The organism is Leptolyngbya sp. AN10 (assembly GCF_050565645.1).
Classification (GTDB): domain Bacteria; phylum Cyanobacteriota; class Cyanobacteriia; order Leptolyngbyales; family Leptolyngbyaceae; genus Leptolyngbya.
The window spans coordinates 1-14,058 of record NZ_JBNXVP010000081.1 but is presented as its reverse complement, the minus strand read 5'-3'; the positions used below and the strand labels follow the sequence as shown (position 1 = coordinate 14,058).

The 14,058-nt window shown below is 47.5% G+C and carries 12 protein-coding genes and 1 tRNA gene; 7 read left to right on the top strand and 6 right to left on the bottom strand.

From position 1 onward, the window contains the following. Nucleotides 1-281 precede the first annotated feature (281 nt). On the top strand, nt 282-995 hold the full coding sequence (locus ACQ4M5_RS41050) for a hypothetical protein (RefSeq protein ID WP_430681567.1): 714 nt from the start codon (nt 282-284) through the stop codon (nt 993-995). A gap of 49 nt (nt 996-1,044) precedes the next feature. On the opposite strand, the gene ACQ4M5_RS41045 is transcribed toward ACQ4M5_RS41050, so the two are convergent. Further along, a tRNA-Glu gene (locus ACQ4M5_RS41045) sits at nt 1,045-1,117 on the bottom strand. A gap of 207 nt (nt 1,118-1,324) precedes the next feature. On the opposite strand from ACQ4M5_RS41045, the gene ACQ4M5_RS41040 reads away from it, so the two are divergent. Further along, nucleotides 1,325-2,182 (top strand): lysophospholipid acyltransferase family protein, encoded by an 858-nt coding sequence (locus tag ACQ4M5_RS41040; RefSeq protein ID WP_430681566.1) that lies wholly within the window; start codon nt 1,325-1,327, stop codon nt 2,180-2,182. A 46-nt stretch (nt 2,183-2,228) separates the two neighbouring features. On the opposite strand, the gene ACQ4M5_RS41035 is transcribed toward ACQ4M5_RS41040, so the two are convergent. The 3 genes from ACQ4M5_RS41035 to lepA all read right to left on the bottom strand — a co-directional run bounded on the left by ACQ4M5_RS41035 (nt 2,229) and on the right by lepA (nt 6,781). Continuing rightward, entirely contained in the window at nt 2,229-3,641 is a 1,413-nt protein-coding gene (locus ACQ4M5_RS41035; RefSeq protein ID WP_430681565.1) for a UDP-glucose dehydrogenase family protein, read from the bottom strand. Between the two features lie 69 nt (nt 3,642-3,710). Continuing rightward, complete coding sequence (locus tag ACQ4M5_RS41030; RefSeq protein ID WP_430681564.1) at nt 3,711-4,673, bottom strand: UDP-glucuronic acid decarboxylase family protein; 963 nt, start codon at nt 4,671-4,673, stop codon at nt 3,711-3,713. 290 nt (nt 4,674-4,963) lie between these two features. Continuing rightward, nucleotides 4,964-6,781 (bottom strand): translation elongation factor 4, encoded by a 1,818-nt coding sequence (lepA, locus tag ACQ4M5_RS41025; protein WP_430681563.1) that lies wholly within the window; start codon nt 6,779-6,781, stop codon nt 4,964-4,966. A 347-nt stretch (nt 6,782-7,128) separates the two neighbouring features. Here lepA and ACQ4M5_RS41020 point away from each other — a divergent pair, with 347 nt between their 5' ends. Both ACQ4M5_RS41020 and ACQ4M5_RS41015 read left to right on the top strand, forming a co-directional pair. Further along, entirely contained in the window at nt 7,129-7,356 is a 228-nt protein-coding gene (locus ACQ4M5_RS41020) for a hypothetical protein (RefSeq protein WP_430681562.1), read from the top strand. A gap of 70 nt (nt 7,357-7,426) precedes the next feature. Beyond that, the gene (locus tag ACQ4M5_RS41015) at nt 7,427-9,202 is read left to right on the top strand and encodes a sensor histidine kinase (protein WP_430681561.1); all 1,776 of its coding nucleotides are present in this window, start codon (nt 7,427-7,429) and stop codon (nt 9,200-9,202) included. Nucleotides 9,203-9,233: 31 nt separating this feature from the next. On the opposite strand, the gene ACQ4M5_RS41010 is transcribed toward ACQ4M5_RS41015, so the two are convergent. Next, nucleotides 9,234-9,572: a nucleotidyltransferase family protein gene (locus tag ACQ4M5_RS41010; protein ID WP_430681560.1), complete on the bottom strand. Its 339-nt coding sequence runs from the start codon at nt 9,570-9,572 to the stop codon at nt 9,234-9,236. An 88-nt stretch (nt 9,573-9,660) separates the two neighbouring features. Between ACQ4M5_RS41010 and ACQ4M5_RS41005 the strand changes: the two genes are divergently transcribed. From ACQ4M5_RS41005 to ACQ4M5_RS40995, 3 genes are all read left to right on the top strand, one after another. Continuing rightward, complete coding sequence (locus ACQ4M5_RS41005; protein ID WP_430681559.1) at nt 9,661-10,302, top strand: DUF3386 domain-containing protein; 642 nt, start codon at nt 9,661-9,663, stop codon at nt 10,300-10,302. An 87-nt stretch (nt 10,303-10,389) separates the two neighbouring features. Then, nucleotides 10,390-10,626, top strand: a complete 237-nt coding sequence (locus ACQ4M5_RS41000; protein WP_190377154.1) for a NifU family protein — start codon at nt 10,390-10,392, stop codon at nt 10,624-10,626. Nucleotides 10,627-10,694: 68 nt separating this feature from the next. After that, the gene (locus tag ACQ4M5_RS40995; protein ID WP_430681558.1) at nt 10,695-12,929 is read left to right on the top strand and encodes a glycoside hydrolase; all 2,235 of its coding nucleotides are present in this window, start codon (nt 10,695-10,697) and stop codon (nt 12,927-12,929) included. A 3-nt stretch (nt 12,930-12,932) separates the two neighbouring features. Here the strand turns inward: ACQ4M5_RS40995 and ACQ4M5_RS40990 are convergent, their stop codons facing one another. Beyond that, a complete protein-coding gene (locus ACQ4M5_RS40990) occupies nt 12,933-13,700 on the bottom strand; it encodes an Rpn family recombination-promoting nuclease/putative transposase (protein ID WP_430681557.1) in 768 nt (255 codons plus the stop codon). Nucleotides 13,701-14,058: the final 358 nt, after the last annotated feature.

The following is a 14,058-nucleotide window of genomic DNA, read 5'->3' as shown; positions in this document are numbered from 1 at the left end:
ATCCTAGTGTCTTTTCTTTTGTGTTTTGACCTTGCACAACAACATCACTGCTTCGATTTCACTTTACTGATCACTCTCTTGATTTCAATCAGTTCGTCTTATCTCAATCGAAGTAGAGTTTCTCAATCTTTATTCTAGTCTCAAATCAATCTCATTCTTGATCCCGATCTTGGTCTAAAACTTGATCTCGATGCTGGACTACGTAATCGTCATTTGGTCAATATGATTGTCGCCCAACACCTGCGTAAGTCCTATACTGGAAGATTTTGAAACGACTGCCGATGGAACGCACTCTCACCTCCAAATTGCTGCATGACCTCGTGATCGGTAATGAGCCGAACACAAAGACGCGAAAACGCGCCTGCATAGTGACGCGACAAATGGCGGAATTTGCGCGAATCAAATACGACCCCACTCGCTACGCCGGGAACTATTCACCCGATTCGGTGGACCCGCGCACGATTCCAACCGATTCAACGATCGTTGAATATTGGGAAAAGCTTTCTAACCCCGGTTGGAAGTGGGTATTTGGCATTCTCGCAACCTACGGATTGCGTCCGCATGAAGCATTCCGCCTCGATTTGGAGGTTCTTCGCGCTGGAGATTCAATCATCCAGGTGCAGAAAAACACCAAAACCGGATATCGCCAAGTTTGGGCATATCACCCCGAATGGTTTGAAGCCTTTCATCTCAGTTCAATTCACCTTCCACCGATCCAACTCGATCGACCCAATAGCGCGATCGGACGATCAGCGAGTCATTATTTCCGTGACTTTGGCTTCCCCTTCCGATTAATGGACTTACGCCACCGATGGGCGATTCGCACCCTTGAATATGGACTGGATTATCAAGTCGCAGCCCGCATGATGGGACATGGCTATCAAGTGCATGAGCGAATCTATCACCGCTGGATTGATCGCAAGGTTCTACAAAGTGCCTACGATCGCAGTCTCATGAATCACCAAAATCCACCGCTGCCGAATTCTCCGGGATGAACGAAAAAATAGGGCGAGGCTGAAAGCCTTACCCTATCTAAGTTTGAAATACCCCCAAGGGAATTCGAATCCCTGTCGCCTCCGTGAAAGGGAGGTGTCCTAGGCCTCTAGACGATGGGGGCGCATTTCATCTTGCGCTTTGTCTGGTGCGTTTGACATTTACTAATGTAACGGATAAAACTCGATGTGTCAACACATTGGTTCAATTTCACGAGTTCAATTTCACTACAACAAACAAACTTAACCATGAAGCAAAAGAAATCAGCATTAGACACCCCTAGAACTGTCCCTCGGCAGAGACGCACGATCGACAAAACCCACTACCGTAAATGGAAGGTAACGAACATCTACCCACCTTAGAAGGCTTTCGTCCTTACTGTGTCATGCCGCTGATCGATTTCATGCTATCGCCGAAAACCTCAAAATCTAATGGCGTTCTCACTCGCCCCCCTGCCCCTTCGCGTGAAACACCGATTACGCTAGAAGAGCAACCTGTTTCATCCTCTGCCTCTTCCCTTGTGGAACACCCGAATCTTCCTTCTCAATCTGTACGATCGCGCTGTTTACCTTGGCTGGCTTCGGTCGTTTACCCGTTGGCACGATATCTCGTCCTGCCTGTCTATTTCCGCCGCATTGAAATCTCCGGTCGCGAACACTTTCCCACAACGGGTCCCGTGATTATTGCGGCAACACATCGCTCTCGCTGGGATGCGCTAATGGTTCCGTATGCAGTGGGGCAAGATGTCACAGGTCGAGTCTTGCGCTTTATGGTGACGATCGATGAAGTCAAAGGCATTCAAGGCTGGTTTATTCGGCGATTGGGTGGATTCCCAATCAATACACGTCAGCCTACGATCGCGGCTCTTCGACACAGTATCGACCTGCTGCAACACAGCGAAGCCCTGGTTATTTTCCCTGAGGGTAATATCTTTCGCCAACCTGCTCCTCTCAAACCTGGGTTGGCAAGATTAGCGCTTCAAGCCGAAGCGAGTCAGCCAAATCTGAATGTTCAAATTGTGCCGATTTCGATTCAGTACAGCAAGCCGATGGTTCCCTGGCGGTCTGCGGTGAAGATTCGTATCCACATGCCGTTGAATGCAGCAGATTTTAGCTCAGAGCATCCAAAGCAAGGAGCGAAACAACTGACGGCAGACTTAGAGCGGAGCTTGCGAGGATGTAGCCACTAAAAAAGAGACGCATTGAATTGCGTCTCTTTACTTGATGGTTTAGAAATTAGCGACCGATACCGATATAGCGGAAGCCTGCTTCTTCTAAGACAGGTTGATTGAGGAAGTTCCGACCATCGATCAGGATCGGAGTATTCATCAACTTCGCCATCTTGATGTAGTCGAGATTGAGAAACTGTGCCCATTCTGTGACGAGAACCAGAGCATCGCACCCATCGGCTAAGCGCTCTGCATCAGTCTCGACGATCACATCTGAGATGCCATCGCGCATTCCGCTTTGGGAAATGATGGGGTCATAAGCCTTCACTTTTGCACCCAGACGAGTCAGGTTTTCAATCACATTCAGCGCGGGCGCATCGCGTAAATCATCGGTATCTGGTTTGAAAGTCAGTCCCAAAAGCCCGATCGTTTTTCCTTTCAGAATTTTCAACGCTTGTTGAAGTTTCTCAACAACAATCAAGCGCTGACGTTCGTTCACGCTCACCGCTGCTTTGAGCAACTGAGTTTCGTAGCCATAATCATCAGCGGTGTGAATCAATGCAGAGACATCTTTCGGGAAGCAAGACCCCCCCCAGCCAAGACCTGCACTCAAGAACTTGCTGCCAATCCGGGAATCAAGACCAATTCCTTTCGCAACTTGCATGACATCTGCACCGACACGATCGCAAATATTGGCGACTTCGTTGATAAAGCTGATTTTCGTTGCCAAAAATGCGTTTGCGGCATATTTGATCATCTCAGCCGAACTCAAGTCTGTCACAACCACAGGAACAGGAGGTGCAGATTTGTTTTCAGCGAATTGACGCTCAACAATCGGGGTGTAGAGTTCTTGCATCAGTTTGATCGGTCGATCGCTGTTGTTACTGCCGACAACGATGCGATCGGGGTTGAAGGTGTCATACACTGCCGAACCTTCACGCAAGAATTCTGGATTACTGACGACATCGAAATCATATTCACCTGTCAAGGCACTGGCTTTGATTTCTTCGCTGCCGCCAACTCCTGCAAGAACAGGTTGCGCTTCTGCGCGTTGACGCTCTGCCAATCCATCCAGAACAAGCATTCTCACCCAGTCTCCAGAGCCGATCGGCACAGTAGACTTGTTCACAATGACTTTGTAGCCGCTCTTGAGATTCGCGCCAATGCCACGTGCTACCGCTTCTACATAGCGAGTATCGCTTTCTCCATTCGGTAAAGCAGGCGTTCCAACTGCAATGAACAGGATTTGACCGTGATCAACACCTGCTGCAATATCGGTCGTAAACTCTAAGCGCCCCGACTCGATCGAAGATTTCATGATCTCAGACAAGCCTGGTTCAAAAATCGGCGATTGTCCCGACTGCATCAATTTGACTTTCGCCTCATTGTTATCGACGCAGATAACATGATGTCCGATGTGAGACAGACAAGCACCCGTAACCAAACCGACGTAACCCGTTCCGATGACGCAAACGCGCATAGTTATTACTCCTCAAACAAACGATATATTGTCTCGATAGTTTTTCGTTAGCATTCCCGAACGGGTCGCTTAGTGTGTCGCAATGGACTGAGGTTGGGCTTCAGGAGCTTCGAGACGGCTGCGGAAATCAGCGATCGTGCGCTCTAAACCTTCTTTAAGCGGAATCGTGGGCTGCCAACCGAGGTGAGTTTGAGCGCGGGTAATGTCGGGTTTGCGACGGCGGGGATCATCTTGGGGCAGCGGTTCAAATTTCACTGAGGCAGAAGGATTCACCATTTCTTGAACGGCTTGAGCGAGTTGCAGAATGGTGTACTCGCCAGGGTTGCCCAAGTTTACGGGACCGATAAAATCACCGTTCATCAGGCGGTACAATCCATCGACTAGATCAGAAACATAGCAGAAGCTACGGGTTTGAGATCCATCACCGTATACGGTTAGAGCGTGACCTTTGAGGGCTTGGACGACGAAATTGCTCACGACTCGTCCATCGTTTTCGAGCATTCGGGGTCCGTAGGTGTTAAAAATACGGGCGACGCGGATATCGACATCGTTTTGGCGGTGGTAGTCGAAGGCGAGGGTTTCAGCGACTCGTTTGCCTTCGTCGTAACAACTGCGAATTCCGATCGGGTTAACGTTGCCACGATATTCTTCTGACTGGGGATGCACTTCGGGATCGCCGTACACTTCGGAGGTCGAAGCCAGCAAGAATCTTGCTTTGACGCGCTTCGCGAGTCCCAACATATTCATCGTTCCCATCACATTGATTTTGACGGTTTTGACGGGATTGTATTGGTAATGGACGGGCGAGGCGGGACAAGCTAGATGATAAATTTGGTCTACTTCGAGTCGAATCGGTTCGGTGATGTCGTGGCGAATCAGTTCAAAATTCGGGTTGCCCATCCAGTGCTGGATGTTGCGCTTGTGCCCGGTATAAAAGTTATCGAGACAGATAACTTCGTGACCTGTAGTCATCAGTCGATCGATCAAGTGGGAGCCGATGAAGCCTGCACCACCAGTGACAAGAATTCGCATAAGTTCAAAATCCGCTTAAGTTGCAAACGAGCAAGGGGTAGGAGTGACAGAGTGATCAAGTCCCTGCTTGCCAGAAGTGTACCCATTAAATTAACAGGCGGCACGATGACGATCCGGACAGGGAGTGGGGCAAGAAGCCTACGCCATGCGAGCTTTTTCACCAGTAGAACCATAACAGAATCGTTACGGCTCCGGTATTTCGTCCTACGGAGTTCATCGAATCTTCAACGGCGCATGAAAATTGCCCCTACTTTTTGGGTAGGAGCAATCTACAACGAATGATGAAAGATTTAGCCTTGCTCGTTGGAGAGGCGGAGGACTGCCATAAATGCCTCTTGTGGGACATCGACGGTTCCGATCGCTTTCATCCGTTTTTTCCCTTTGGCTTGCTTTTGCAGCAGTTTCTTCTTCCGAGAAATGTCGCCACCGTAGCATTTTGCCAAGACATCTTTGCGAAGGGCGGGAATGTGTTCGCTGGCGATGACTTTGCTACCGATCGCGGCTTGAATCGGAATTTTAAACTGGTGACGAGGGATCAATTCACGTAATTTCTCTGTGAGAGCGCGACCCACTCCGTATGCTTTATCACGGTGAACGATCGTAGCCAGTGAATCGACGGGATCGCCATTGATCAAGACATCCAACTTCACGAGAGCATTTTCGCGGTAGCCAATGAGTTGATATTCCATACTGGCGTAACCGCGCGATCGAGACTTCATTTGATCAAAGAAATCTGTCACAACTTCTGCTAGGGGCAATTCATAAATCAGCGTGGTTCGTCCGGGTGTGAGGTACTTCATATCTTTGAAGACTCCACGACGGTTCTGGCAGAGTTCCATCAGCGTCCCTACATACGTTTCGGGCGTAATGATGTCCACTTGAACGTAAGGCTCTTCAATCCTTTCGCGCTCTTGTGGAGAGGGAAGTTTACCTGGATTGTCGATGAGCAGAATGTCGCCTTTGATCGTTGTCACTCGATAAACGACTGAAGGCGCAGTAATAATTAAATCGAGGTTGTACTCGCGCTCTAGCCGTTCTTGGACGATTTCCATGTGCAGCAAGCCGAGGAAGCCACACCGGAAACCAAACCCCATTGCGCTCGATGTTTCTGGCTCGAAATTTAATGCAGCATCGTTTAATTTCAGTTTGTCCAATGCTTCACGCAGTTCGGGGAATTGATCGGCATCGGTGGGGAACATTCCGCAGAAAACCATTGGTTTCGCTTCGATGTAACCCGGTAATGGTTCAGCAGCTTTCTTTGCCGAAAGCGTGATTGTGTCACCGACTCGCGCATCTTCAACCGCTTTGATTGATGCGGCAAAATATCCTACTTCTCCAGCGTGGAGCGAATCGACTTGAACTTGAGTCGGTGAGAGAACGCCCAACTCATCGATCTGATATTCCTTGCCGGAAGCCATTAGATAGACTTTATCGCCTTTCTTCACTTGACCATCCATCACGCGGAAATAGACGATCACACCTCGATAAGCATCGTAATAGCTATCGAAAATTAGCGCTCTTAGCGGCTCTTGGGTCGTGTCTTTGGGGGGTGGAACTTTTTGTACGATCGCTTCTAAAATATCCGGCACTCCGATCCCTTCTTTCGCGGATGCCATAATCGCGCCAGAGCAATCCAGTCCGATCACTTCTTCGATTTCTTGTTTCACGCGATCGGGTTCTGCTCCCGGCAAGTCGATTTTATTCAACACCGGAATAATTTCTAAATCGTGTTCCAGTGCGAGATAGACATTTGCGAGGGTTTGCGCTTCTACACCTTGAGAGGCATCGACAACGAGGAGCGCACCTTCACACGCAGCCAGCGATCGAGACACTTCATACGAGAAATCGACGTGTCCGGGAGTGTCGATCAAATTCAAAACGTATTGCTGCCCGTCTTTAGCGGTGTAATTCATTCGGGCGGCTTGGAGCTTAATCGTGATCCCGCGCTCCCGTTCCAGATCCATATTGTCTAGGAACTGTTCTTTCATTTCCCGTGCAGTCACGGTTCCCGTTTCTTGGAGCAAACGGTCAGCCAGCGTAGACTTGCCGTGGTCGATGTGAGCAATGATGGAAAAATTTCGGATACGGTTGACGGGTACGTCAGTCATAGAACTTCAGTAGGGGTGGCGGCAGAGGAAGGCATTTCTAAAGAATCTCACTCTTTGTGGAGCCAAATTCAAAAGAGAACACTTAAGATATTTTAATCCTTTCTTCACGGAGTTCGAGAGTTTGAGACGCTAAGAAAAAGAAATGTCCGAAATTTGTTTCGGATTAGTTTCTGCTCCCAATTTTTCTCAGCCGCACTTGTGAAAAAATGTTAAAACTTTGTTGAATCTGTGTAAAAAACGGTACATCCATAATTTATAGACGAGATTCCTCAAAGCGCGGGTGATTTTCGGCTTTCGATGCCTTTGTTTAATTCAGCCAATCTTCAATCTGAAGATTGATCGACAACATGAACGACCCCAAACTTCAAATGCCCGATCGACATAAATCCGAGCTTTCGATTCAGATCGATTCTGATCTGTTGGAGCAAATCCAACATTTGACGAATGATCCGAGCAAAGTGGTTGAAGTCGCGCTCAGGCAATGGTTGAGAAGCGAACTTTACCGTGATGAGGACAATGCTCGAACGTTACCCAGAAACCCGCCTTTGCCCCCCAGAGGCGAGTGGAATGATTAATAATTGTTGCTGTGATAGTTTCCTGTGGCTCTTTGCGTGACTTTTGTTTCGTCTGCGTTCACCTGGTCAAATGGTCACTTCTGTGAATCTTTCTAGCTCTCTGTCCGATCCGTCTTACTCGATTGACTCGTCCGTGCCTGCTGATTCGACTCCTGCGATCGCATCGATCGCGGAATTGATGATGACCCAAGACGCGACGGGAGTTTTGCTTGCGTTCCACTGGCGCGAAATCAGCGATTTAGATGCTCGGCAGTGGATTGGAAAACCGATGGAAGCTGGGTTTGCTCCGGTTTCTCCTGCGGCGTATTTGGAACGGTTGAAGCGGGTGTTATCGTCTCAAACGCCTGAACAGTTTCGCTGTCTGTTTGAATATGGCGATCGGACTATTTTGTTTGATCTGGTCATGAGTCCAGTAATTCTGCCAAATGGAACCGCTGCGATCGTGGTGGTCACTGGAGAACAGGCGAACGAATTAGACGAAGCGCGATCGCCGTTACAAGTGGTGGAATTGTCGCGGGAAAATGATCTCGATTGCTATCAGCAACTTCTAACCCAGATCGTTTGGAATGCGCGACAGAATCTAGAACTTTCAACGATTTGGCAAGTGACAGTCGAGGGATTGGGATCAGCACTAGAGGTGAGTCGCTGTGTGATTTGTCCCTATGATCCGAAGCGATCGAGTATTGAAGCCGTTGCGGAATTTCGCCAAGATTGTCTGGGATCGCTGAAAGGAGAAGTGTTTGAGCTTCAAAGCGATCCTTTGCTGCAAAAGGCTTTGGCAACTCTGAAGCCGATTCGAGCGGTAAAACAGGCTCCCGAAGAGATTGATCCGGCTCCATCGGGTGATATTCCTCAAACTCGATTGTTGGTCGCGACGCATTATCAGGATCAGCCCAATGGCGTGATTATTTTGGATCAGTGCGATCGCGATCGCGTTTGGACTCAAGCAGAACTGGATTTTGTTAAAGAATTGGCGGATCAGATTGGAACGTCGATCGCTCATGCTGCGTTGCTGATCGAACTTCAAAGAGCGAACGATAACTTGATGCTGAAACATCGTGAGCTAGAAGAAGCACGACATCAAGCGGAAGAAGCCTCTCGGCTCAAGAGTGAATTTTTGGCGAATACCTCCCACGAGTTACGCACACCGCTGAATGGAATGATTGGCTTTTTGAAGCTGATTCTGGACGGAATGGCGGAAGATCCTATAGAACAGCGGGAATTTATCGAGGAGGCTCATCGATCGGCGATGCACCTCCTCGACATCATCAACGATGTTCTAGACATTGCCAAGATCGAAGCTGGAAAGATGCAAATTGAATGCAATCCAGTGAGCTTACAAGAGCTATTAGATCAAGTTGAAACAATGACTCGAACTCAGATTCGCCAAAAGAATCTCAGCTTTGAAGTTCAGTTGCCACAAACACATGATGAAATTGTCGTGTTTGGTAACTATCAGCGATTGCTTCAAGTGCTTCTAAACCTAATGGGTAATGCGATCAAATTCACCAATGAAGGCGGCATCACTGTCAGCGCAGAAGTGATTAAAAAGCGGCTTGTCGTTCAAGACGAAGAACTTCCAGGACTGGTCAAAATTCGAGTTGCAGATACCGGAATCGGAGTCTCACTCGATAAACAAGACAAGCTATTTCAATCATTTAGCCAAGTTGATGGCTCGATGACTCGACAGTACGGCGGAACAGGGCTAGGATTGGCAATCTCTCAAAAGCTGGTGGAAGCAATGGGCGGCGATGTCAACTTCTATAGCATGGGTGAAGGACTTGGATCGACGGTTACATTTACAGTGCCACTCTATCAAGAGCCTGTCATGATTGCAGCAGATTAGGAAAATGTTTAAAACGGATTTTTGATCTCGATTAGCTGGCATAAATCACCTGTGCAGAATCGAGAATATTGCGCTTTCTGATCCAGTTTTGCCTTTGTTCGATCGACTCTTTCACGATGCAATCTACTTTCCGCTGAAAAAGTTGTTCTAATTCTTCTTTGATTTGAAGCATCTCTGACAATCCTTGACGAGCTTGCGGGGCAAATGTGATCAAAACATCGACATCGCTTCGGTCGGGGTGGAAATCTTCGCGCAGAACTGAGCCGAACAGTGACAGTTCGGTGATTTGCCAGCGTTGGCAGAAAGATTGAATTTCAGAAGGAGCGATATTTAATCGCTCAATTAAAATTGCTTCTAAATTCGTTCTCATACTTTCCATTCACCCTGAGAAATAGATCGATCGCACGACTTCGCATCAAATTCTTTAAACTAGAGAAAGTGACTATGTTGGAGACGCTATGACCACAACAGTGCAAACTGATGCTCGCGCCTTGTTTCGGGCTGCCTACGAAAATCGGTACACCTGGGACGAGAAGTTTCCGGGCTATACCGCCGATGTGACCTATCGCGAAGACGGCAAGACCTACACTGCAAAATGCCGCATCAATGCAGATTTCACCTTTGATGTGAGCGACATTGAAGACGGAGAAGGCAAAAAGGCAATTCATGGGCAAGTTTGGGAAATTGCCGTTCACCGAGTGCGTCGAGCCTTTGAAGCGACTCACGGCGAGAATATTTTTAGCCTGGGTGAAACTGATCCCGATGGCGGAGTCGAGATTTTTGTCGAAGGCAAGTCGAAAGGCGATCGATATAAAGTTCGCAACAACGAAGTGAGCCTTGTGCATCGTCATATTCATGGCGTAGTTGTGACGATTAATACTTTTAGCAGTCATGACACTGGAAATGGCTATTTGTCGCATCGATATGATTCACTCTACAGCGATCCGAAGACGGGAGCTGTGAAAGGTTCGAGAAGTGAATTTGAAGACCTGTATGAAGAAATTGGCGGCTATTACATCCTCACCAGCCGCACGATTACGACGGGCGAACACAAGAGCGAATTTTTGTTTTCAAACATTCAATTGCTCGAAGGCGTGTAATGCGATCAATCAAGTGCAAACTCCCGCACTGAATTTTGGATCGTTCAGAGTTAGGATAAAACTATCAAGCTGTTAGAAGGTGAATTTATGTCTCTGACACTCACACCCGAAAATGTCGAAACCGTTCTCGATGAACTGCGTCCGTACCTGATTTCGGATGGTGGGAATGTGGAACTGGTGGAATTGGATGGACCGATCGTGAAACTGCGCCTTCAGGGTGCGTGTGGTAGCTGTCCGAGTTCGACCATGACCCTGAGAATGGGGATCGAACGTCGTTTGCGCGAGATGATTCCAGAAATCGCAGAAGTGGAACAAGTTCTGTAAAAAATTCCTCAAATTGAGGGGGAGGTGAGGGTCTAGACTATTAAAAGTCTCCTCACCTCTCTTTTTTTATGCCGTACCCGCTCCACGTTGCATTTATCTGGCATCAGCATCAACCGCTTTATAAGAGTCGGGGCGATGCAAACTATTATTCGCCGTCTGAAGGGCAATATCGTTTACCGTGGGTACGTCTTCACGGAACAAAAGATTACCTCGATTTGGTGTTGCTTCTAGAGCGATATCCGAAGCTGCATCAGACCGTGAATTTAGTTCCGTCGCTGATCATGCAGATCGAGGATTATGTTGCAGGAACGGCACTTGATCCGTATTTGACAGCGACCGTGACACCGGATGAGAACATCGATCGACCATTAAAAGAGTTCATCGTCGAACATTTCTTTGATGCGAATGCTCACACTTTAATCGAGCCGCATCAACGATATGCAGAACTCTACGGACAGCGGCAAGATCGGGGACGTGGCTGGTGTTTAGAAAATTGGAGTACTCAGGATTTTAGCGATCTGCTGGCTTGGCATAATCTCGCTTGGATTGATCCGCTGTTTTGGGATGATCCAGAGATTGCGGCTTGGTTGGAGCGCGGGAAAGGATTTACGTTAAGCGATCGACAACGCATCATCGCCAAACATCGAGAAATTCTCAGTCGGATCATTCCCCAACACCGCAAAATGCAGGAAACCGGACAGCTTGAGGTGACAACGACACCTTACACTCACCCGATTTTGCCATTGTTAGCAGATACAAATGCGGGACGAGTCGCAGTTCCGAATATGACCTTGCCTCAATCGCGGTTTCAATTTGCTGAAGATATTCCCCGGCATTTGAATAAAGCTTGGCAGATGTACGAAGAGCGATTTGGTCGATCGCCGCGTGGATTGTGGCCCTCGGAACAATCAGTCAGTCCTGAGATTTTGCCGTATGTCGCGAAACAGGGATTTAATTGGCTGTGTTCGGATGAGGCAGTTTTAGGCTGGTCGCTGAAGTACTTTTTCCACCGGGATGAAACGGGGAATGTGTACGACCCAGAAAAGCTCTATCGCCCGTATCGATTGGAAACACCTGCGGGAGATTTAGCGATCGTATTCCGTGATCATCGTTTATCAGATCTGATCGGCTTTACTTACAGTGCAATGGAGCCGAAAAAAGCTGTTACTGATTTGGTTGGACATTTGGAAGCAATTGCTCGATCTCTAAAACCGAAAAATGATCAACCTTGGCTCGTTACGATCGCATTAGATGGTGAGAACTGTTGGGAGTTTTACCCACAAGACGGTAAACCATTCCTAGAATTGCTGTATCAAACATTGAGTGATCACTCTGATATCAAGTTAGTAACAGTTTCAGAATTCATCGAACAACATCCACCCACTGAAACCATTCCCGCAAATCAGCTTCATAGTGGCTCTTGGGTTGATGGTAGCTTTACCACTTGGATTGGTGATCCAGCAAAAAATCGAGCTTGGGATTTACTCACCGCAGCACGACAAACCTTAGCAAACCATCCTGAAGCGACTGAAGAGAACAATCCCGAAGCTTGGGAAGCATTGTACGCAGCAGAAGGATCAGACTGGTTCTGGTGGTTTGGTGAGGGACATTCCTCGAATCAGGATGCGATGTTCGATCAACTATTTCGGGAGCATATTGCGGCATTGTATCGATCGCTAAATGAACCCGTTCCCGAAAATGTTCGCCAACCTGTGGAAGTTCACGAAGCGCGTGGTAATTGTGCGCCTCAAGGATTTATCCATCCTACGATCGAGGGTCGAGGCAATGAGCAAGATTGGGATAAAGCTGGACGCATCGAGATTGGTGGTGCTCGTGGAACCATGCACCAAAGTAATCCCATTCAGCGGCTTTGGTACGGTGTCGATCACATTAATTTCTATTTGCGCTTAGACTTACAAACTGGAGTGCAACTAGGCAAAGAAATTCCACCAGAACTAAATCTATTCTGGTACTACGCCAACCAACCGATGAACAATAGTCCAATTCCGTTGATTGATGTTCCCAATCAAGCTCCGCTGAACTATCATTTTCATCACCATTTGGGCATGAACTTGCTCACTCAAACGATTTGGCTTCAAGAAGCAGGTGAGTATTTCAGATGGCAATCGAGAGCTAGTCGCGCTCTAGTTGGAGTCGATCGATGTATTGAGATTGCTATGCCTTGGGCGGATCTGAAGGTGGAGCCAGATTACTTGCTGCAATTGATAGTGGTGTTTTCGGATGGGGGACGCTATCGAGAGTATCTACCGGAGAATGGAATTATTGCGATCGCGGTTCCGTAGCAATTAGCTTGTGGACTCGTTAATCTGTTGTTGAAGTTGTTGAACTTCCACGATCGATAAACCTGTTCCACGAGCAACAATCTCGATCGGCAAACCTTCTCTCAAAAAATTGATGGCGATTTCTCGCTGTTTTTTCTCTTCCCCTTCTGCCAAGATTGAGCGATAAACAGAGGATTCTTGCATAATGTCTCTCCGTAAAACACGATGAATAATGTCATCTCTCAATTTTAACCCGGCGAGAATCGCTGAAGTAGCCACTAGGTTTGCTTGAGTTGCAGCATCAGGAATTTGATTAATCGCCTCGGCTGCCTGTCTTAAAGTCGCTTCTGGATTTTCTGTTCGACCCAAAGTGGCAAAAGGAATCAAACCGGGATACTGCAAAAAGAGATCATTCGGTTGCTCCCAAAGCCGAACAACATCAAATTCATGACGAGTCCGTTCCAAAACAAAGCCAGTTTGATGAACCAGCTCAGATGCTGTCTGTTTCAGATAAATGACGACTTGGTGCATGGATTTTGTACGATCGCGTCTATAGCTTCGTCCGCGATAGTCAAACATCCGAAAGGGAATGTCTGGATCGGGACGAGTTTGGAATTCCAGATGCAGAATCGCGTTATCTGATTCCAGCAATATCAGGGCATCCGCTCGAATCGGATCAAGCGATAGTTCGGATGGCTGAATTTCGGTTAGAGCGATAGGTTCTCCCAGGAGCCAACTTGCAAAATCGGTGGAAAAGTTTTCAGCAAGAAAGCGACAGGCATCATCGTACATGCGGAACAATTTGATTTACTCTGATGACAAAGCATACACGAATAAATGCTTTTGCGATCGCGGTTCCATAGCTCGATAGTGCTAGGAAGCGATGGAGCTTCACATTGAGGTCTCATACGATCTAAGGAACATTATGAGCAATTATTTACCAGGTTGTTTTGAGTGTAGATCAGGTTGTTGAGCTTATTTGAGCAATCTCGGTTCTGTGAAAATAAAGATTGGTTTGAGTAATTAGGGCTTGCTGAAAAAGTCATTCTGTAAAAACTGGATCACAGACTTCTCTGAATCTGCATCCTTTTATTTATGCGATCGCCAATTGCCATTGATTCGGTTGTCGCCGTGTTCGATGTAATTCAAA